Origin of the sequence: Pseudomonas sp. GM41(2012) (assembly GCF_000282315.2) — a bacterium.
GTDB lineage: Bacteria > Pseudomonadota > Gammaproteobacteria > Pseudomonadales > Pseudomonadaceae > Aquipseudomonas.
This window is the reverse complement of the sequence record NZ_AKJN02000008.1, coordinates 985,749-1,005,619: the sequence shown is the minus strand read 5'-3', so window position 1 is coordinate 1,005,619 and position 19,871 is coordinate 985,749. Positions and strand designations below refer to the sequence as shown.

23 protein-coding genes and 1 tRNA gene are annotated in these 19,871 nt (G+C 58.3%); 7 read left to right on the top strand and 17 right to left on the bottom strand.

Annotated features, from left to right (window positions below; all coding sequences use genetic code 11):
• Positions 1-11: 11 nt before the first annotated feature.
• The 10 genes from PMI27_RS03875 to PMI27_RS03920 form a co-directional block, all read right to left on the bottom strand.
• Positions 12-977 carry an NTP transferase domain-containing protein gene (locus PMI27_RS03875; protein ID WP_008145707.1) on the bottom strand — a complete coding sequence of 322 codons (966 nt, stop codon included), beginning with the start codon at positions 975-977 and terminating at the stop codon, positions 12-14.
• Between the two features lie 27 nt (positions 978-1,004).
• Positions 1,005-2,513: an aldehyde dehydrogenase family protein gene (locus PMI27_RS03880; RefSeq protein WP_008145706.1), complete on the bottom strand. Its 1,509-nt coding sequence runs from the start codon at positions 2,511-2,513 to the stop codon at positions 1,005-1,007.
• The gene (locus PMI27_RS03885; RefSeq protein ID WP_033053547.1) at positions 2,500-3,567 is read right to left on the bottom strand and encodes an aminoglycoside phosphotransferase family protein; all 1,068 of its coding nucleotides are present in this window, start codon (positions 3,565-3,567) and stop codon (positions 2,500-2,502) included. Before PMI27_RS03885 ends, PMI27_RS03880 begins: the two co-directional genes overlap by 14 nt.
• A gap of 5 nt (positions 3,568-3,572) precedes the next feature.
• On the bottom strand, positions 3,573-3,917 hold the full coding sequence (locus PMI27_RS03890; RefSeq protein WP_008145703.1) for a cupin domain-containing protein: 345 nt from the start codon (positions 3,915-3,917) through the stop codon (positions 3,573-3,575).
• A gap of 26 nt (positions 3,918-3,943) precedes the next feature.
• Complete coding sequence (locus tag PMI27_RS03895) at positions 3,944-4,312, bottom strand: cupin domain-containing protein (protein WP_008145701.1); 369 nt, start codon at positions 4,310-4,312, stop codon at positions 3,944-3,946.
• Positions 4,305-5,588, bottom strand: a complete 1,284-nt coding sequence (locus PMI27_RS03900) for a nucleotide disphospho-sugar-binding domain-containing protein (RefSeq protein ID WP_008145700.1) — start codon at positions 5,586-5,588, stop codon at positions 4,305-4,307. The genes PMI27_RS03895 and PMI27_RS03900 overlap by 8 nt, the downstream gene beginning before the upstream one ends.
• Positions 5,589-5,622: 34 nt before the next feature.
• Positions 5,623-6,705 (bottom strand): ABC transporter ATP-binding protein, encoded by a 1,083-nt coding sequence (locus PMI27_RS03905; protein WP_008145699.1) that lies wholly within the window; start codon positions 6,703-6,705, stop codon positions 5,623-5,625.
• Entirely contained in the window at positions 6,698-7,504 is an 807-nt protein-coding gene (locus PMI27_RS03910; protein WP_008145698.1) for an ABC transporter permease, read from the bottom strand. The genes PMI27_RS03905 and PMI27_RS03910 overlap by 8 nt, the downstream gene beginning before the upstream one ends.
• Positions 7,501-8,361 (bottom strand): ABC transporter permease, encoded by an 861-nt coding sequence (locus tag PMI27_RS03915; RefSeq protein WP_008145697.1) that lies wholly within the window; start codon positions 8,359-8,361, stop codon positions 7,501-7,503. The genes PMI27_RS03910 and PMI27_RS03915 overlap by 4 nt, the downstream gene beginning before the upstream one ends.
• 88 nt (positions 8,362-8,449) lie before the next feature.
• On the bottom strand, positions 8,450-9,505 hold the full coding sequence (locus PMI27_RS03920; RefSeq protein WP_008145696.1) for a polyamine ABC transporter substrate-binding protein: 1,056 nt from the start codon (positions 9,503-9,505) through the stop codon (positions 8,450-8,452).
• A 193-nt stretch (positions 9,506-9,698) separates the two neighbouring features.
• Between PMI27_RS03920 and PMI27_RS03925 the strand changes: the two genes are divergently transcribed.
• Together PMI27_RS03925 and PMI27_RS03930 are read left to right on the top strand one after the other, a co-directional pair.
• Positions 9,699-10,631 (top strand): GntR family transcriptional regulator, encoded by a 933-nt coding sequence (locus PMI27_RS03925; RefSeq protein ID WP_008145695.1) that lies wholly within the window; start codon positions 9,699-9,701, stop codon positions 10,629-10,631.
• Between the two features lie 96 nt (positions 10,632-10,727).
• On the top strand, positions 10,728-12,029 hold the full coding sequence (locus PMI27_RS03930; RefSeq protein ID WP_008145694.1) for a nucleotide disphospho-sugar-binding domain-containing protein: 1,302 nt from the start codon (positions 10,728-10,730) through the stop codon (positions 12,027-12,029).
• An 89-nt stretch (positions 12,030-12,118) separates the two neighbouring features.
• On the opposite strand, the gene PMI27_RS03935 is transcribed toward PMI27_RS03930, so the two are convergent.
• Both PMI27_RS03935 and PMI27_RS03940 read right to left on the bottom strand, forming a co-directional pair.
• The gene (locus tag PMI27_RS03935; RefSeq protein WP_238545916.1) at positions 12,119-12,478 is read right to left on the bottom strand and encodes a cupin domain-containing protein; all 360 of its coding nucleotides are present in this window, start codon (positions 12,476-12,478) and stop codon (positions 12,119-12,121) included.
• 24 nt (positions 12,479-12,502) lie between these two features.
• The gene (locus PMI27_RS03940; protein WP_008145692.1) at positions 12,503-13,900 is read right to left on the bottom strand and encodes an NAD(P)/FAD-dependent oxidoreductase; all 1,398 of its coding nucleotides are present in this window, start codon (positions 13,898-13,900) and stop codon (positions 12,503-12,505) included.
• Positions 13,901-14,058: 158 nt separating this feature from the next.
• Between PMI27_RS03940 and PMI27_RS03945 the strand changes: the two genes are divergently transcribed.
• The 3 genes from PMI27_RS03945 to PMI27_RS03955 all read left to right on the top strand — a co-directional run bounded on the left by PMI27_RS03945 (position 14,059) and on the right by PMI27_RS03955 (position 16,013).
• A complete protein-coding gene (locus tag PMI27_RS03945) occupies positions 14,059-14,877 on the top strand; it encodes a nuclear transport factor 2 family protein (protein ID WP_008145691.1) in 819 nt (272 codons plus the stop codon).
• A 73-nt stretch (positions 14,878-14,950) separates the two neighbouring features.
• Positions 14,951-15,487 (top strand): hypothetical protein, encoded by a 537-nt coding sequence (locus tag PMI27_RS03950; protein ID WP_008145690.1) that lies wholly within the window; start codon positions 14,951-14,953, stop codon positions 15,485-15,487.
• 232 nt (positions 15,488-15,719) lie between these two features.
• Complete coding sequence (locus PMI27_RS03955) at positions 15,720-16,013, top strand: hypothetical protein (protein WP_008145689.1); 294 nt, start codon at positions 15,720-15,722, stop codon at positions 16,011-16,013.
• A gap of 22 nt (positions 16,014-16,035) precedes the next feature.
• On the opposite strand, the gene PMI27_RS03960 is transcribed toward PMI27_RS03955, so the two are convergent.
• Positions 16,036-16,599, bottom strand: coding sequence for a TetR/AcrR family transcriptional regulator (locus tag PMI27_RS03960; protein ID WP_008145687.1), 564 nt, complete (start codon positions 16,597-16,599; stop codon positions 16,036-16,038).
• A 150-nt stretch (positions 16,600-16,749) separates the two neighbouring features.
• On the opposite strand from PMI27_RS03960, the gene PMI27_RS03965 reads away from it, so the two are divergent.
• Positions 16,750-17,451 (top strand): glutathione S-transferase, encoded by a 702-nt coding sequence (locus tag PMI27_RS03965; protein WP_008145685.1) that lies wholly within the window; start codon positions 16,750-16,752, stop codon positions 17,449-17,451.
• Positions 17,452-17,630: 179 nt separating this feature from the next.
• On the opposite strand, the gene PMI27_RS03970 is transcribed toward PMI27_RS03965, so the two are convergent.
• Both PMI27_RS03970 and PMI27_RS0229875 read right to left on the bottom strand, forming a co-directional pair.
• A complete protein-coding gene (locus PMI27_RS03970; RefSeq protein ID WP_008145684.1) occupies positions 17,631-18,176 on the bottom strand; it encodes a DUF4410 domain-containing protein in 546 nt (181 codons plus the stop codon).
• Positions 18,177-18,213: 37 nt separating this feature from the next.
• Positions 18,214-18,429 (bottom strand): hypothetical protein, encoded by a 216-nt coding sequence (locus PMI27_RS0229875; RefSeq protein WP_033053546.1) that lies wholly within the window; start codon positions 18,427-18,429, stop codon positions 18,214-18,216.
• Positions 18,430-18,604: 175 nt separating this feature from the next.
• Here PMI27_RS0229875 and PMI27_RS30795 point away from each other — a divergent pair, with 175 nt between their 5' ends.
• Positions 18,605-18,892, top strand: a complete 288-nt coding sequence (locus tag PMI27_RS30795; protein WP_238545915.1) for a LysR substrate-binding domain-containing protein — start codon at positions 18,605-18,607, stop codon at positions 18,890-18,892.
• Between the two features lie 27 nt (positions 18,893-18,919).
• Here the strand turns inward: PMI27_RS30795 and PMI27_RS0229865 are convergent.
• Both PMI27_RS0229865 and PMI27_RS32560 read right to left on the bottom strand, forming a co-directional pair.
• Positions 18,920-18,994, bottom strand: a tRNA-Gln gene (locus PMI27_RS0229865).
• Positions 18,995-19,317: 323 nt separating this feature from the next.
• Complete coding sequence (locus PMI27_RS32560; protein ID WP_443200788.1) at positions 19,318-19,464, bottom strand: DUF6124 family protein; 147 nt, start codon at positions 19,462-19,464, stop codon at positions 19,318-19,320.
• Between the last annotated feature and the right edge of the window lie 407 nt (positions 19,465-19,871).

The window sequence follows — 19,871 nt, the reverse complement described above, 5'->3', positions numbered from 1 at the left end:
GCAGGGGCTAATCACGCATGGCGAACGCCTTCATTCAGCGGCTGCTCCAAGCGAATATTTTCCAGTCGACTGAACGCGTCGACCCGCACCCCGCTGCCCACGCTCACGCCCGGCCCAAACACCACGCAAGGTTCAATGCATACGTCGCTGGCCAGCTGCGTATCAGCACTGAAGAACACAGTATCCGCCGCCATCAGGCTGACGCCCGACTGCATGACCGCTTGGCGTCGACGCTGCTGGAAAAGCTGTTCGGCGGCATGCAATTGCTCGCGATCATTAACCCCGAGCACGTCGTCTTCATCGACTTCCACTGCCGTCACTTGCAGCCCGGCGCTGTTGGCCATAGCCACCGCGTCGGTGAGGTAGTACTCGCCTTGCGCGTTTTGGTTGTCGATGCGTTCCAGCAACCAGAGACAGGTGTCGGCGCGCAAGCCCATGACACCGCCATTGCAGAAGCCGACTGCCAATTCTTGCGGGCTGGCGTCCTTGGCTTCGCGGATCGCCAGCAAGCGGCCCTCTTCCACCAGCAGTCGCCCATAAGGCCCGGGGTGTTGAGTGTGAAACCCTGCAACCGCGACCGCTGCACCGTCGATCAGGGTCTGACGGAGCTGCAACAATGTCTGCGGACTGATCAAGGGTGAATCGCCAAACAGCACCAGCACGCAGCCCTGCTCATGGGCCTGCAACGCGACGCGAGCCGCGAGCAACGCGTGCGCCGTGCCCAATTGTTCGTGCTGGGTAAACAGCCGCGCAGTGGGCGCAACCCGTTGCAAGTAATCGGCAACCGGCCGACTGCCAGCACCCAGCACCACCGCCACTTGCTCGATGCCCGCGGCCTCGACCGCCGCCAGCACGTGGCCGAGCAGCGGCCTATTGCCCACCGGGTGCATGACTTTCGGCAACTGCGAACGCATGCGAGTGCCCTGCCCGGCGGCGAGAATCACCGCCAGGGTTGGCCAGGAAATGTTGTCGCCCATTGCGACCCTCCCGTGTACCTGAATGAGTTAAACCTGATCGCGATAGAACACGTCGTCGGCATACGGATACCACCAGTCCTGAATTTTCGGCTGGTGATCGATGATGACCATTTTCGAGCGCCGGAACGCTTCAAGACCCTGACGCCCGAGTTCGCGGCCCAGGCCCGACATCTTCCAGCCACCAAACGGCAGCGCGTCGTTGTCGATCAGTGGGTTGTTGACCCAGACCATCCCGGCTTCGAGACGCTCGGCGGCTTCCATGGTTTCGGCAAGATCGGTGGTGAACAGCGATGCGCCGAGACCGAACGGCGAGTCATTGGCCAGACGCACCGCTTCGTCGAAATCGCTGACACGGCAAATCGCCGCGACCGGGCCGAAGCACTCTTCCTGGAGAATCGCCATGTCGCGGGTCACGCCGGTGAGAATGGTCGGTTCGTAGAACCAGCCCACCGTATGCTGTGGTGGAATCCGTCCACCGCAGATCAGCGTCGCACCCTTGGCCACGGCGTCGTCGACCAGGCGCATGACCTTGTTGCGTGCGGCTTCGCTGACCATCGGGCCGATTTCCGTACGCTCCAGACCATGACCAATGCGCAAGGCGCGGGTACGTTCGGCGAACTGCTCGACGAACTCATCGTGGATCTCATCGACCACGTAGAAGCGTTCTGCCGAGGTGCAAATCTGCCCGCTCAGGTGGAACGCCGCGGTCACCGCTCCCGCCGCTGCGACGTCCAGTGGTGCGTGTTTCGAGATGATCAGTGGATCGCTGCCACCGGCCTCGATGACGCACGGTTTCATTTGTTCTGCACAGGCCACCGCCACCGCTTTGCCCGCCGCGACGCTGCCGGTAAAAGCCACGGCGTGAGTCCCGGTCGACTTCACCAGCAACTGCGCAGTCACCGCATCGCCCGGCACGCAAGACACCAGACCCGGCAACAGCGAGGTGAAGTGCTCCATGAACTTGAGCGTGCAAAGGGTTGTGGCTTCCGCCGGTTTGACGATGCAGGCGTTGCCCGCCGCCAGCGATGCAGCGACCGTCCAGCACATCAACAGGATCGGAAAGTTGAACGGCATGATGTGCACGCTGACACCATACGGCTCATAACGCACATGCTGGAACGAGCCGATCTGCGTGGTGCCGGCGACCTTGCCCGCATCGTCCCGGGCCATTTCCGCGTAGTAGCGAAAGATCGGCGCGCAGTTCGCCAATTCGCCCATGGCTTCAGGAAACGGCTTACCCATTTCCAGGGTCATCAATCGCGCGACTTCGCGGTTGCAGGCGACGTTCTGTTCGATGGCATTGGCCAACTGATGCAAGCGCGCGGCACGGCTTTTGGCGTCGATCAACCGCCATTGTTTTTGCGCGGCGGTGGCGGCATCGACGGAGGCCTGCACGTCGGCTTCGCCGCATACGCCGACGCGCCCGACAGGTTGCAGCGTCGCCGGGTCAAGCACTTCGCGGGCGCGGGCATTCGTCAGGGGCTGGTACTCGGCGTTGATGAAACGCAGGGCAATGTCAGTGTTAAACGTGGTCATGGGTTGATCCTTGAACCAATCGATAAGGGGTTTCGCGCAACGTCGCCAAGGTCGCGGGCGGCAGATCCTCGCGCCAACCCGGTACGTGCCGGTTGAGCCAATCGCGCAGCGGAGCAAAGGCCTCGGCGTCCAGCGCCCGAACAAACAAACCGAGGGTGCGCGGCAGATGCGCCAGGTAACCGTGCTTGCCGTCGTGGCCTGCCAGGCGTACAAAAATCCCCAGCACCTTGGCGTGACGCTGGGCGGCCAACCGCCGGTAATCGTCGAGAAAACGCGGCGCATCGAGTTCCGGACGTTGCATCAGGTAGTGCGTCAGCAGCGCCACGCGCAATGCTTCGGGCACGTTGCGGCGAGCGTCTTCGAGCAACGACATCAAGTCGTACGCCGCCGCACCGATCAGTGCGTCCTGAAAATCCAGCAGCCCGCAGGCCGCAACGCCTTTGCGGCCTTCCAGCAGCATCAAGTTGTCGACATGGAAGTCGCGCAATACCAAGGCTTCGCGACGTTGCGCGACATCGCTACAGGCCTCGGCGAACAGTTTCAGAAACGAATCACGCAGGTCGAACGCCGCCTCCTTGCCAATCAGCAGCGGGATGTACCAGTCGATCAGCAGCGCACACTCGTCACTCAGTTGCCGGGCATCGTAAGGCGCCATTTCTGTCGCCGGTGGCGCGCGATGCAACGCCACCAGCACATCGACGGCCAAGCGATACAGCGCCGCTTCGGGATGTCCGGCCAAGAGCAACCGGGTGTAGGTGTCGTGGCCGAAATCTTCGATCAGCGCCAAACCCGCCTCTTCGTCAACCTGCACCAGGGCCGGCGCGGAAAGCCCCAGCCCGTGCAAGTGACGGGCAACCTGCACAAACGGCCCGATCGGCTCGCTGTGCGGTGGCGAATCCATCAGCAACAGACCTTCGCCGCTTAAACGAAAGTAACGCCGGGTCGAGGCATCCGCTGGCAACGCAACCAGCTGCGCCTCGGCGAAGCCGGCACGCGCCAGGAAGGCTGCACGCTGGTCCTCACGAGTTGGCGATAACGCACGTGTTTCAATCATGGCATTCACCGGATCATGTAGACCTTTTTCACCGTCTCGTGGACGGTGCATACGCCTTTCCAGTCCTTGCGGAAAAAGGCGGCCGTGTCGGGTTTGATCTCGATCACTTCGCCGGACTCATGGACGTACGTGCAGCGGCCTTCGAGGAAATGGCAGAACTCGTCGCTGGTGACATGGCAAAACCATTTACCCGGCGTGCAGATCCACACACCGCACTCGGACTGGCCTTCGGGGCCTTTGTGCAGCACCACGCCAGAGACATGGGATTGTCCTTCGAGCATGGTCGGGATCACGCCCCAATCCTTGACGTCAGTGATGCTCAGCGGGTCGTACAGAAACGGGGTAGTCATGTGTTGCTCTCCAAAAAAAATCGGGTTCAGGCCAGCATGTAAACGTTGCGCAGGGTTTCCCGGACGTGGCATTCGCCGGTCCAGCCGGCCGGGAACAGCACGAGGGTGTTGGGGCGAACTTCGATCACTTCACCGTCGTCATTGCGGTAAGTGGCATGGCCTGAGATGAAATGGCACAGCTCGTCACGGGGAATCGACAGTCGCCAGCGACCGGGCGTGCAGACCCAAAGTCCGGTTTCGGGACTGTTGTTCGGGCCTTTGAACAACAGTCGGCCGCTGGAGTGCGAGACGCCTTCGACGGCGTCGCTCTGCACGCCCCAGTCCACCAGATCGGTGCGACTGCTGACGGCTTCGAGGTACGGCGTAAAACCCGCCGTGGTGTTTTGATCAGGCATTGTTAAGCACCTTGTCGAGAATGGCGGCCGCGTCCGCTGGCCCTTTGCGTGATTGCATTTGCACGCTGGTGTCCTGCAAACGTTGGCGCATCGCTTCGTCGTTGAGGCAGGCGGCGAGTTTTTCCGCCAACTGCGCTTCGCTCCAGTCGTAGCGATCGAGCTTGAAACCGTGACCGCTTTCTTCAGCGCGCATGGCGTTGTCGTGACCGTCCCAGACGTACGACATGACAATCGCCGGTTTGCCGAAGAACAGGCACTCGGTAAAGCTGTTGTTGCCGCCGTGGTGGATCACCGCATCGACCTGGGCAATCACCGACGGCTGCGGGAACCAGTTGGAGATCAGCACGTTGTCCGGCAGGTCCGGGTATTCATCGAGGTGCTCACCGACGTTGAACAGCGCGCGGTAAGGCAACTTGCCAACAGCCGTGATCAGGCGCTGGAGCAAATCGACATCGCCGGAACCGAGGCTGCCAAAACTGACGTAGAGCAATGGCTTGTCGTTGTTGGCGCGGAACTGGGGAATCTCGTACGTCGTATCGTGACGCACGCACCCTTGCAGGTAGTGGAAGCGTTCGGCCGGCAACGGATGACGGCGCTCGAACTTGACCGCGTCCGGGTACAGCAACAGGTTCATGTAAGGCGAGGCTTCGAAGAATGTGCCGAGCGGATACGGCTGCTCGCCATGGGCTTGCAGGAACTGGTTGAAGTCCTCGTGAATCGGCCCGATCACCTCTTCAAAACGCTGCCGAAACTGTGCGTGACCGGCCTTGTCGTCGATGCTCATGCCCGACAGGTGCGGCGGGATATCCGGGTCTTCGATTTCGTTTTCCGAGCAGGAAATAATCCGCACCCAGGGCTTGCCGTATTGCTTGATCGCCGGGAACAGAATCACGTTATCGACGCAAATCAGGTCCGGTTTGACCTTGTCCAGCACCGCCGGCAGATCCTTTTGCGCCCACTTCGCGGTGTCGACGATGGCGGCCCAGCATTCCTTCACGTAGTTGTCGATTTGATCCAGCGGGGATTTGCGGAAGTTGGGAATGTGGCCGTTGATGAAATCGACCCAGTAACGGGCCATTTCTTCGGCCGGCATGGGCGCCGACATGTTGACCATGTGTTCTTCAAAACCATACCCGGCATACACGCCGCTCATGCCCGGGTCGGTGAGGAATACAGCTTTGTGGCCGAGGGCTTCGCACGCTTGGGCGATACCGACTGAATTGAGCGCCGGGCCATAAGCGGCTTCCGGAAAGAAGGCGATCACTTTCTGTTTCATCGAGCGGTACTCCTGCCTGGTCTTTTTTTATTGTTCAGCGCGTCAGAACACGGGCGTGGCGAGCCTGCCAGCCGAGCCGGACGCTCATACCGATAGCAAAATGAGCAAATTCGAATTGCGAGGACGGCACCCGGACGATCAAGGCCTTGTCGCTGAGCGCTGTTTGCACATGCACGTTGGTGTCGAGGCCGTGATAGGCGATTTCGACGATGTTGCCGGTCACCCGATTGGCGCAGTAATCGTCGCCCTCCTCCGCCAGCACCTGTAAACGTTCCGGACGAACAACGACGGCAACTTTTTGGCCCGGGATCAACGGTGCGTCGGTCTCGACGGTCAGCTCCTGTCCGTTGACGCGCACCGTGCGCTCGCCCGAACGCACACCTTCAAACAGGTTGCTGACGCCGATGAAGTTGGCAACAAACCGGCTGTTGGGATTTTCGTAGAGTTCGGTCGGGCTGCCGCACTGGCAGACTTTGCCGCCATCGAGCACGGCCATGCGGTCCGACATCACCAACGCTTCTTCCTGATCGTGGGTGACGATGATGAAAGTGATGCCGCTCTCGAGTTGCAGGCGTTTGAGTTCGAGCTGCATTTTTTCCCGAAGCTTTTTGTCGAGTGCGCCCAACGGCTCATCGAGCAGCAACACCCGCGGCCGTTTAACCAGCGCCCGCGCCAGTGCGACACGCTGACGTTGACCACCGGAGAGTTGATCCGGTTTACGCTCCGCCAGCTCACCGAGCTGCGCAGTGCTCAACACTTCATCGACCCGGCGACGGATCTCCGACTCAGGCAGACGCTCCATCTCCAGCCCGTAGGCGATGTTCTTGCGCACGGTCATGTTGGGAAACAGCGCGTAAGACTGGAACATCAGGTTCAACGGACGCTTGTTGGCCGGCAGCGGCGAGATATCTTTGCCATCCAGATAAATGCAGCCGGCGCTGGGTGTTTCGAAACCGGCGAGCATGCGCAACAGCGTGGTCTTGCCGCAGCCGGACGGCCCCAGCAGCGCAAAGAACTCGTTCTCGCGGATGTTCAGCGACACCTCGTCGACCGCCAGACCGTTGCCATAAGACTTGCTGACCTTGTCCAGGATCAGTACCGCAGATGAATTATTCATGGGTGCGAGGAGCCTTGTTGAGACGCTGCGAAGCCAGCAGCGCAGTGATGCTGACGAGCATCACCAGCGTCGCCAGAGCGTTGATTTCTGGGGTGACGCCAAATCGGATCATGGCGTAGATCTGCATCGGCAACGTGGTGGACGCCTGGCCGGAACCGGAGTTGAAAAAGGCGATGATGAATTCGTCCACCGACAAGGTGAACGAGAGCAAACCGCCCGCCAGCACGCCGGGGAATATCGCCGGCAGCAGCACCCGGCGAAAGGTGGTGAACCAGCTCGCACCCAGGTCGATCGAGGCCTCGAGAATCGAATAGTCGAAGTGCTTCAACCGCGTGCGCACCACTGCGCAAACGAAGGCGATGTTGAACACGGCGTGGCTGATGATGATCGAGTGCAGGCCCAGCCCAACCTTGAGCAGGTTGAAGAAGCTCAGCAGCGCAATCGCCAGGACGATGTCGGGAATGATCATCGGCGCCATCAACAAGGTGTCGACGACTTGTCCCTTGTCATTGCCCTTGCGGCGCAACTCGATGCCCAGCGCCAGGAACGTCCCGAGTACGCAGGCAATGAATGTCGCCGACAGCGCGACGATCAAGGTGTTGAGTGCCGCCGACAAAATGGCCGAGTTACGCGCCAGCGCCACGTACCACTTCAGCGAAACGCCGCCCCACGCCGTGGGCAAACCGGACTTGTTGAACGACAGCAGGATCAACACCAGGATCGGCACATAAAGGAAGGCATACACCAATCCCAGGTGCGTGCCGAGCACCGTGCCGCCAACCGAACGTGACTGGCTCATGCGCGGCCCCCTTCTGCACGACGGGCGACCAATGCCTGAACGAACAACAGAATCAGCATGATCGCGATCAGGAAGAAGCTCAGCGCGGCACCGAACGGCCAGTCCCTCGCCGTGAGGAATTGCGAGTAGATCAGGTTACCGACCATCTGCACCTGCTTGCCGCCCAACAGGTCGGCGGTAATGAAGTTTCCGATGCTCAGGACGAAGACAAACACGGCACCGGCCGCAACACCGGGAACGCTCAGCGGCAGGATGATCCGCCGAAAAGTCATCCAGCCCGAGGCACCAAGGTCTTTCGACGCATCCCAGAGCTCGTTGTTGATCCGTGACAGCGAAGAGAAAATCGCCAGGATCACAAACGGAATGTAGTTGTAGACCAGGCCCAGCACCACCGACGCTTCGGTGTACAGCAAGCTGATCGGTTCGCCGCTGTAGCCGAACATCTGCAGCATCCGGTTGATCAAGCCTTCGCGATTCAGCAGGACGATCCAGGCGTAGGTGCGGATCAGGTAATTGCTCCAGAACGGCAGCATCACCAGAAACAGGAACACCGCTTGCCGGCGCCGCGGAGCACGCGCAATGGCGTAGGCGGCCGGGTAGCCGATCAGTACCGCAAACACCGTCGCCAGACCGGCGATCTTGGCCGATTTGAGCAAGATGCCCAGGTACAGCGGATCGAACGCGCGCTGGTAGTTTTCCCAAGTAAACAGCCAGTCGATACCGCCGTAGGCACCGCGTTCGACGAAGCTGTAGACCAGCACCAGCAGACACGGAATCACCAAAAAGGTCAGCAGCCAGCCAAAGCCGGGCGCAAGAAGCCAGGCCGACAGGCGCCTGTCAGCATGCAAAGCACTCATTACCCATATCCTCCCGCCCCGGAACGGAGGCGGCGTGCGAGCGTGGCGAGGCATGCGGGACATGCCTCGGATCGATGCGAACTAGTTCTTAGTTCTGTGCTGCCATGATTTCGGTGACGGCCCGGGTGTAGGCCTTTTGCGTAGTGCCACCCAGATCGCGCAACTGTTCCATCTTCAACAGCTCGCTCGGGGCGATCGTCAAGTTGGGGTATTGCTTGAGCAGGTCAGCGGACAAACCGGCCATTGCGGCCTGATTGGGGATTTTGTAGAGGATGTTTTCAGCCACCCAGACGTGGTTTTCCCTGGCGAGCATGAAGTTGACGAACTTGAACGCCTCCTCCTGATGCTTCGAGCTTTTCAGCACGACCATGGTGTCCACCCAAAGGTCGGAACCTTCCTTGGGCACGACAAACTTGATGGCCGCATTGGCTTGGGTGCCGTAGTTGCACCAGCCATCCCACGCGTGCGCCATCAGCGATTCGCCGGAAGCGAGCTTGGAGTAAAAGGTGGTGTCGTCGAAGGAGAGGATGCGTTTCTTGGTAGCGATCAACTGATCGCGGACGGCGGCGATCTGTTTGGGATCGTTGTCGTTGACTGACCAGCCCTTGGCCAGGAACCCGGCGCCGAGCATCCAGCGGTCCGTGGCGAGCATCGTCACTTTGCCTTTGAGCGCATCGCTCGGGTTGAGCAGTTCGTTCCAGCTTACCGGCGCTGGTGCGACCTTGTCGGAGCGGTAGCAAATCCCGGTCGTGCCCCAGGTGTACGGCACCGAGAAATGGTTGCCCGGGTCATATTCCAGCTGGGTGGCTTCGGGATAGAGGTTTTTAAGATTGGGGACTTTGACGGGATCGATGTCTGCCAGCAGACCTTGCTTGTGCAAGACTTCGGCGAAGGGAGAGGAGACAAACACAACGTCATAGCCTTCACCGCCAGACGCCATCAGCTTGCCCATGATTTCTTCGTTGGTCGCGTGCAACGCCTTGTCGACGTCAACGCCGCTGGCCGCTTTGAACGTGTCCAGCGCATCCGGGGCCATGTAGCCGTCCCAGATCGATATCACCATGTCTTTTGCACTTGCAGCCTGTGAAGCGATCGCCAGGGAGACGCTCAATCCCAGACACATAAGGCCTTTCAGCTTTCTCATAATACTCACCCGACGATTGATTATTTTTGTGTTCGAAGGCAGTACGGTGTAAAGAGAAACGATTGCTTGTGTTTTTTTTTAGAAATTAGGACCAGCACGATTCGATGTCAACGGTTTTTTTTGCGCCTGACGGTTTTGCGATGCATGGCATAAGATGAGCACCTGAGTCGACGCGCCCAAAAGAGATAGACGCTTGAGCACAACACCCGAGAAGAAACCCCGCACCAACCACCTGGAACTCGCCCGCCGGATTCTGGAGCACACCCAGGAAACCGGGCTGGTGGCCGGCGATCCGGTCGCCGAGCAAGCGCTGGCGCGGACATTCCAGGTGTCACGCACACTGATTCGTGGCGCACTTAAAGTACTGCTGGAAGAAAACCTGCTGAGTCATGAGGCCGGCAAAGGCTATCGACTGATCGCACCGCCGACCGGCCAGGCGTTCAATGCCGCATTGCCACAAGCCGAGGAAGAAGAGCTGGCGACCTCGGTGTTGCGCGACCGCATGGCCGGACGCCTCGGTGACAGCATCAGCATCAGCGAACTGATGCGTCGTTACGACATCGGTCGGCCAGCCGCTCAAAAAGCCCTGCAACAACTGAGTGAAAGCCAGGCCATCGAGCGCGGCCCCGGCCAGTCCTGGCTGTTTCGCCCGTCGCTGAACAGCCTCGCCGCCCTCGAAGAAAGCCTCAAATTCCGGTTGATTCTGGAGCCGGAAGCCCTGCTCAGCCCAAACTTCAACGCCGACCCACAACGCTTGGCGCTACTGCGAAGCGCTATGCAAACCTTGCTCTCGAGCCCCGTAGAGCATTTCGATATCCAGCAATTTCGCGAACTCGATATCAGCTTCCACGAACTGCTCGGCCAGAGCTGCGGCAATCGTTTTATCGGTGACGCCCTGCTCCAGCACCAAAGCCTGCGGCGCCTGCCGAACCTGCTTCCGACGGTCAGCGTGCACCGCCTCCAGGAAGCCCTGCGCGAACATCTGCAAATCATCGCGCACATCGAGCGCGGACAGCTGGAGATCGCCGCCGACCTGTTGCGACTGCACCTGCGCCTGAGCGCCGCCCAGCGCCCGCAAACTGCCAACCGCGGCATCCCGCAAGGCCAGTTGTTCGGGCGTCGCTGAACAGCTCAAAAAACATGATGATTTTTTTTATAAAATAAGACAGCATCCAATCATCTTCAGGCACGGCGGGCTGTACCCGCCTTGGATGTCCTCGCCATGCACACACAAAAACTTATCGCTCTGTTTCCGGAAGCCAGTTTCGGCGCGGCCTTGAACTGCATTGGCATCGCCCAATCGCTGCGTGAGCTGGGAGCAAAACCGGTCTTTATCTGCCACGAACATTTTCAAGGGCTTTTCGCCGAATACGGCTTCGATGAGTACCCGATTCCACAAGCCAGCCCCTTGTCGGCAGCGGAACACCAGCATTACTGGGAGCGTTTTATCGAGCGCAACATTCCCTACTTCGACCAGACTCCGCTAGCGCAGATCGACAGCTATGTGGCGCCGGCCTGGGAAGCCATTATCGACACCGCGATTGAAGCGGAAAAGCCGCTGCAACAGTTGCTCGGGCGCCTTAAGCCGGACGTCATCGTCCTCGACAACGTGGTCATGTTCCCCGCTATCGCCAACGCGGGATGCCCGTGGGTACGGATGGTCTCCTGTGCTGAAACCGAACTGCCGGATGCCGCCGTGCCGCCGTATTTGTCGGGTTGCCTGGCCAGCGACGCGGAGGCCCGCGAACGTTTTGCCGTGCATTACCGCAAAGCCGTAGCACCGGCCCATGAACGCTTTTCGCAGTTTCTCGCAAACAACGGAACGGCGCCTTGCCCACCTGGCCAGTTCCTCAACGATTCACCCTGGCTCAACCTGTTGCTGTCGCCGACGCCAGTGCGTTATGAACGCCAGTCGCAGCTGGATCCGCAGCGCTATGTGTACCTCGACGGTTGCGTACGCCGCGAGGCGCCTTACATCGTTCCCGACTTCCCACGGCACAACGACGCGCCGCTGATCTACATCAGCTTCGGCAGCCTCGGTGCCGCCGACACCGACATGATGAAGCGCCTGATCGGGACCATCGAAACCCTGCCCTATCGCTTTCTCATCAACGTTGGCGCCTATCGGGACATGTACACCACCGTCCCGGACAACGTGTATCTGGACAGCTGGTTTCCACAGCCGGCCGTGCTCAGAGAGTGTCAGTTGTTCGTCCACCACGGTGGCAACAACAGTTTCTGCGAAGCGCTGTACTTCGGCTTGCCGTCACTGATCATTCCTTACTGCTGGGACGGTCATGACAATGCCGTACGCGCCGAGGAAGTCGGCGTCGGCCGCTACTTGCCACGCTTTGCCGATCCACTGTCCGCGCTTCCTGCCGCTCTCGAACAGCTGCTGGCGGATCAGTCGATGAAACTGCGCCTCGAAGCGTTCAGCAAGAATATGCAGGCGACTCGCGGCACTGACATTGCAGCAAGGGCGATCATGGCGCTCCCCAACACTGAAGCGAACGCAGCCCTGTAGGAGCAAAGCTTGCTCGCGAAAGCGGTAGGTCAGTCGCAGCTTTATTCACTGAAAATCGCCTTCGCGAGCAAGCTTTGCTCCTACAAGCATCAGCCCCGGAGGATCATGAACACTTTGCGCACCGGCGTCAGGTTTTCCCAGGTGCCTTTGAAGCCCGCGGCGACCACAAACGTGGCGCCGGCCTTGAACTCCTGGCTGACGCCATTGCTGTCGGTCAGACGAACGTGTCCTTCGAGCAAATGACAGAGTTCGTCGTAGTCGCACTCACATCGCTCGAGGTGCTCCGGCGCTTCCCAGATGCCTGCGACCGCTTTTTTCTCCGGCGCCACAAAGTGCCGCCAGCTACGGCTGCGATACGGGGTGTCGACCACTTCGGGATCGCTGGTTTCGAACTCGACGACGGGCAAATCGGGGTTGGCGAAATCGATGATGTGATCAGGGTTTCTCATGGTCATGGTCATTCTCACTCCAGTTCAAGAATCAAAACCGATACCCAGCGCATCAAACCCTTTGAGCAGCCAGTCGCGGTGTCCGGAAAGGTCTTCTCGGGCCAGTGAGCGCTGCGCCAGCGACACGCCCACATAACGCAGGGGCTCGGGGGGAAACGGAAAAGGTGCTGTCGAGGTCATTGCCAGTTTCGTGCGCTCGGTAGATTTTCCCTCGAGCAAATCGAGCATGGTCAGTGCCGCGAAACGACTGGCGGACACACCCTGCCCCGTGAACCCTTGGGCGTAGGCAACGCAGCCGTCAGACGAAGTGCCGCAGAACAGGGTGGTGCGCGCGGAGGTATCGATGATGCCGCCCCAGGCATGGCTGAACGTGACGTCCGCCAACGCCGGGAAAGCCGATTGAAATTGCCGAGCCAATGTCGCAAAGCTTTCCGGACGTTGCGTCAACGCCTCGTCGCGCCGGCTCCCGAAGTGATAGATGGCGTCGTAACCGCCCCAGAGGATGCGGTTATCTTCGGTCTTGCGCAGGTAATGAAACTGATTGCCACTGTCGGCAATCCCATAGCGGCCGACCCAACCGATGGCGCGCAGCTGAGCATCGCCGAGCGGCTGAGTCGCTAATGCGTAGTCATAAATGGGAATGACCTTGGACTTCAGCGCCCCCAGCAACGGCGGCGCGATGTTGGTGCCAAGTGCGACTTTGGCCGCTTTGACAGAGCCCAGACCGGCTTCCAGTACCTGATGATTGCGATCTTGATGCAATGCGGTCACCGGCGAATGCTCGAACAGCTGCACACTTTGTGCAAGGCACACGCGCCGTAGTTCCGCGACCATCTTCACCGGGTTCAGCAGCGCGTAATTGGGCTCGAAAACGCCCGCAACATAGGCCGGCGAGTCGAGGTGCGACTTGAGCCTCTCGCCATCCAGAAATTCGCAGGCGATGCCAAAGCGCTCGTAGTTACGCTGCATCGACCTTAGCCCTTCAACCTGCCAGGGCTGACTCGCGACATTCAATTTTCCGGAGCGCTCAAACGCTACGTCCATGTCATAGCGCTGCAGATCCTCCTCAAATGCCACCAGGTTTTCCCTGCCCAGTCGCACCAGTTGCTCTGCTTCCTTGGGCCAACGTTTCAGCGCATTGGAAACACCGTGGGAAATACTCGGCGCACAAAACCCGCCATTGCGCCCACTCGCCTCGCCACCGCACTGCCCGGCTTCAAGCACAACGATGCTTGCTTCAGGCCAGCGCTGACGCGCCATCAACGCAGTCCATAGCCCGACAAATCCGCCGCCCACAATCGCAATATCACACGTCACTTCACCCGTGAGCCTTGGCGCGGCGGCCGCTGGCGTTCGTGTTTCCTGCCAGACAGGATAAGGCCGAGCGTCCGCCAGGGACTGGTTCGCGATGGGAAGTGTCATGCGCTCATGCTCCGTAAAATTCTTGGGCTGACGCTAAAGCAATACCCGACGCTTTCACAGGCACAACGGGCAGGCAAACATCGCAGCGGACACGGGCGGAAAAGTACGGCTTCTGGAATACTCTGGGCTTTGCCCTGATCTGCACCCTGGAGTTCGTCGTGGAAGTACCTGATTTACCCACCACCCCAACCTTCCTGGCGGATCCTTCGAGCACACAGACTCATGAAGTTGCGGTGCGTTATCACGAGGCATGGAAGCGGCGTGACCTGGACGCGGTGATGGCGCTCTATCACCCGGCCATCGAGTACAACGATTTTTTCCAGAACCGGACCATCGAGTACTCGCAATTGCGCGACTATCTCGCGGCAAGCATGCCGGTGGGATCAGAAGAGTTTCAGATTTACACCGATCGCTTGCGCATCGATGGCGACACCGCGTTCCTGCAGTACCGGGTGACGCTCAATGGCAGCGAGGGTCTTGTTTCATTCCGCACTGTTGAAGCGCTGTCGGTACGGGACGGGTTGATCATTAAAGTCAACGAACACGCGATATTGGTCGGTCATGCCTCAACGTTGACCCGCCCGGCCTCTAGCGCTGAGGCGGTCAGTCGTTTGGGATTATCAGCCCGTCAGGTCGGGGCGCTTGCCAATGATTTGCAGCAGTACTTCGAACAGACCAAGCCCTACCTCGATCCACGGCTGGACCTGTCTTATGTCGCGGCATCGACTGGCTACACACGCAACCAGATCTCGTTCTTTCTCAATCAGGTTCGGGGGCAAACGTTTTATACGCTACTGAATCAGCTGCGCCTGGATGAAGCCCTTTCACGCTTGAATGCGCAACGCCACGCCTCACGCATCGACGAGATTGCCAGCGCCTCAGGCTTTAACTCGCTGTCCACGTTCTACCGTTGCTTCAAGCAAAAAACCGGGTGTTCACCGAAGGCTTATTTGCAGCAACTGTCTCGCCCTGAATAACCCATCGATCAGCCTTTAACTGGCCTTCCAAAACCTGCACAATCGCCGGCTTTTTTCGCGACAGGAAGTCCTCATGCAACGGATTGTAATTCTGGGCAATGCCGGTAGCGGCAAATCCACCCTCGCCCGCGCCCTCGGCAAGCGCCTGAGCCTGCCCGTGGTGCACCTGGACACGCTGTTCTGGGAGCCCGGCTGGGTCGAACCCGACGCCGAGCAGTTCCGCGCACGGGTCCGCGAAGCGATCGCACCGGATGCCTGGATTTGTGAAGGCAACTATGCGCGGCGAACCTTCGACCTGCGCCTGTCCCGTGCCGACCTGATCATCTGGCTCGATACGTCGCGGCTCACCTGTTTCACCCGGGTGATCATACGCAGCGTAATGAACCGCCCTCGCCCTGACCTTGCAGCAGGCTGTACAGAGAAACTCGACCGGGCATTCCTGACCTTCCTGAACTTCGTGTGGAATTTCGATCGTGGCTATCGCCCGGGTATCGAGGCGGTGCGCCTGGCCATAGGCCCGCACATTTCTACGGTGCACTTACGCGGCACCCGGCAGATTGCCGCATTTCTCGATAGCTTGCCCACAACGCCTGGAGTCTGCCTCGAATAGATAGAGGGTGACGTTCGCCCTTCTCGCCGTCGATCCGTGCAGGCTCAGCAGGGGTTGTGAGAGAAAACACTAGGGGTCGCGAAGAAGTCCGTGTGTCGCATAAAGAAGAGTCAGGTTTCGATATGGCTTTTTTACGACTACCTTTATCCGTCAGAACTAGCTCTGCATCCATGGACGAGCAGCTAGCGGTACGAGTGCTTACGAATACATGCTCCCCCTTCGAGGATCAGACATGCATCCATCCTTTCTGCAGCGTATCGAAGAGCTCGGCGCCCTGCTCGTCCGCTCCAACGCAACACGCATCGATTTCTTCCGGCGCACTAATCGACTGAAGTCGCGCCGCGGTGTTCGCTTCCAGGTGGTGACCCTGCAGCTCGGCATCTTCCAGGTCGTCGAGCGCTACACTGGCAAGACTTGGGCCTACCGTTTCAGCTACCAAGAGGCCATGGATTTCGCCATCCAACTCGAGGAAAAGTCCAACCGTCGGAAGGGAGTGGCGCGGTGTTCGGCGAGCAGCCATTCGTGACGTACTGCTTTCACCCCTTCGGTCAGGCTGGAAGGAGTCCCGCCTCTTGATAGCTCTGAACCAGTTCGTCGAATAAACCGATATCGAAGCGAGTTCGGGCAATCAATTGAGCGCCAGCCACGGCGGTGTAAATGGCGCGGGCACGTCGCTCGCACACTTCAATGCTGCCCAGGCCGATTTCAGCGAGTACTTTTGCCAGCCACGCCACATTGATGTCTGCAAACGCCAGCACTTCACTCTTCACCTCCTCGGGCAGGTCCTGGTGTTCCGCAGCCATGAAGCTGAACATACACAACCTGTTGCCGTTTTCCAGAGATGTTCGAAAGATACCCGGGTACGCCTGCAGGCAGCGAATCGGATCGGGGTGTTCACCGCGCAGGGCTTCCAGAACACTGACAGTGTCCTCCCGGTATCGCCTGGCTACTGCGGCGCCGAGGTCGGCCTTGCTCGCGAAATGGTAATAGATGCTTGCGTTCTTGATCCCCACCGCATCAGCAATACTTCGGAAATTGATCCCACTGTAGCCGTGGGTTTGAGCCGCCCCTTTGGCCGCTTCCAATATGGCTTCCCGGGCATTTTCGCTCACGTTTTCATTCCTCGATTCTTTGATTGATGGGGTGATTTCGCGCGATGTTACTCGCATATTTCATAACCTGCCATCTGGTAGGTAGTTGTTGACAGCGCAGGAACAAGCGCCCAATCTCTGCCTACCACTTGATAGGTAGGTAAATAAATCATGACTTTTCAGCAGCATCACTCCGACGCGTCGAAATTCCCAATGATGAAAATTTACGACTGGTACAACGGGCCCTACCCGGCGCGGGTGCGAATCGCGTTAGCAGAGAAAGGCCTGCTGTCCCGGATCGAGTTTGTACCGGTCAATCTATGGACAGGCGAGCACAAGAAACCAGCGTTTCTCGCCATCAACTATTCCGGAACACTTCCCGTCCTGGAGTTGGCCGACGGTACGCTCATCGCGGAGTGCACCGCTATCACTCAGTTCCTGGATGTTCTGGATGACAGCCCTGTGCTCACCGGTAAAACGCCCACTGAAAAAGGCATCATCCATATGATGACCAAACGTGCGGAAATTGAATTTCTGGACGCTGTCAGCGCGTACTTCCATCACGCGACGCCAGGGCTTGGGCCGGATGTCGAGCTTTCTCAGAACTTTGAATGGGGTGAGCGGATGCGGGATAAGGCCGTAAGGGGGATGCACTATTTCAACAGTGTCCTGAAAAATCAGCCTTTTGTGGCGGGCAATGCATTTTCGATGGCCGACATTGCAGTACTGGGCGGCATGATTTTCGCCTCGCTGGTGAAACTGCCTATACCTGATGGATGTGAAGCATTGCATGCATGGCATGCCAGAATGAACGAGCGATCAAGCGTCCAGGAATGGCGCGCCATGGTGGAACAAGGCGAGCCAAAAAACTGAGAACACATGCATCTGGGCATAACTCACTCGCCTGCGGCAGCTATCGGCTTTGGATTCAACCGGCGCGACATAGCGCGCCGGTCACTTCCACCACCGCTAATTCACTTTTTTATTGAAACAATCGTTGCCATCAGCGGCCATTGCACAGCCGGAACAGCACAGATCTTCGCCACGCCAGGTTACTTAGCCTTTGCGCTCTTGATGTCGCTTATGATTTGCTGCGCAATAGCCTCTACCTGCTCTTGAGTCATAGCTGACATAACCCCCCCCCAAGCAGATGAAGAGGTGTCATATGTCCGGGTCCCGATCAAGCGTCCAGACTTCAGATCTGAGTAATCTGCACTTGAGTTAATCCAAGCGTTGCCGACCATCACGCCAGCGACATAACGCGAACCTGGTGTCAGATACCGGAAATTCGTAACGTTGATCTTGATGCCCACCCCCTCTTTCTCTGCGGGGTTCGCTACATGCGACTCAGTGAGGTGGTATCCAGCGCGGTCAGCTTCATTTTTCAGGGCTTCATTCCATTCTTGCCGCAGGCGAATCCAGTCTTCGTTCTGCCGGACCTTGCCGTTCCCCTGAATATTCACCACCAGGTTCGTCTTGGCGGACTCTTCAATCGTCAGCGCTTCAGTGCCGCCGCTTTTTACGGAGGCCGCACAGCCGCTCAGCAAAGAAACGACTACGGCGCATGAAAGGGAGATAAAAAACCGGGTGCTTTTCATTGAATGTCCATATCCAAAAAGGTGTGCATGGCTGTCTTCAATGAAGAGTCACAACCCTGCGGCTTTCACCAATCCTGATCCGGTCCAGTGCCCTGTTTAGAGAATCCAGGGCGTCAAGGAGGGCTTTCGCCTCTATCTCTCGACCATCTCCCCAAAGGCGTTCAGCCATTCTGTTCAGGGCTTGGATGGCGTGCTCAATTTCATTAGCAGTAGCCGTCGCGGCTACTTTACTTTCCGGCTTTTTCTTCGGCATTCAGTAACCCTTCTGCAGGGCATTGCTCTGTCTTTCCATTGTTAGCGCGAATACATCGCCCATCGGAACAAGCGCTGCTCTGAGGCTCGGTGAAGTTGTTGCCGTCATCCGAGCCCAGGACCAGGCGCGCCCTTCTCGCCCATACATCTTGCTAACGACTTGAAATTTATCATCATTGAATTGCCGTTTCGACTGCATTGTCCTCAACTCTGTCGCCGGGACTGCGAACGACTGGCGCTTCACCCAAAATGGCAAAGTCGAAAGTTGTAGGGTCCCGCTTGCAAACGCTCGCGAGACGAATGATGGCGCCGTTGCTCGAGAGTGGGCGGTTCACGGTTACGGTATTGCAATGAAATCGATGTGGGATATTAGCGCAGACCTACGAGCAGGACGCTTGAAGATTCTATTACCGCAATGGCGCTCTGCGGACGCGCCGGTACATGCTTTCGAGCATGTCGGCTGAGTTATACCGGAATGAGTATAAGGAAAATGGCAGGGGCGGCTGGATTCGAACCAACGCATGGCAGGATCAAAACCTGCTGCCTTACCGCTTGGCGACGCCCCTGTATCTGTTGCTACGAGTGCCCAGCACTCTATTCCTGATTTTGCAGCTTGCGAGCAACATCGAGATGCTGCGACCTTACGCTATAAGCCCTGTAAGGGCCTCTGTAAGGGCCTCTGTAAGATGCGCGGGAATTTATCAACTTTCGCTTCGTCTGGGAAGATAAAAAACAAAAAAATCGCTTAAAAACAGTCGCTTATTGTTGATCCAGGTTAGATTCAATCCTCTCAGGGGCTTTTGAGTTTTCCAGCAGTACCACGAAGGTGGCCGGTGACAGTTCCGGCCCCAGCGTCAACCATCAGGTTGCGAATGGAAAATCGAGATGGTCATTTTTCACCCCCATCCTCACAGACTCCTGCGGATACCGGTGATCCCCGATTCGCCGACAACTCCGCCACGGAAATCATCCGCTGAATCGCCGATACCATTTTGCGTTGTGGACCGGTCAAGCTGAAGGCGAGCTCACTGGCCATGACGTGTTCGGATTGGTAGATTCGTCGCTGACTTTCCGGTCCTCAGTTGCTCTTCCGTGGCGCCTTCCTTTCCGCCGTAGATTTTCCACATATCGTCCAGTTCGACACCGACGCAATAGGTTTCGTATTCGATATAGAGCCAACGGAGCGAACTTGGGGGCGTCAATTCTGAAGAGGAAGCAGGCGTGAAAAATAGAGAATTTGCGCGGGTTTTGCGCAGGCACAAAAAAGCCGATCTAGATGATCGGCTTAAGTATCTGATTTTACACAGAAAATATGGTCGGGACGGAGTGATTCGAACACTCGACCCCTAGCACCCCATCTCCTTTTTCGTACTTTTTGAAAGACTCCAAAATTTTACTCTGGATTTTTCCAAGCTAGTATTTACTTGAGCTCCAGCGGTGTTC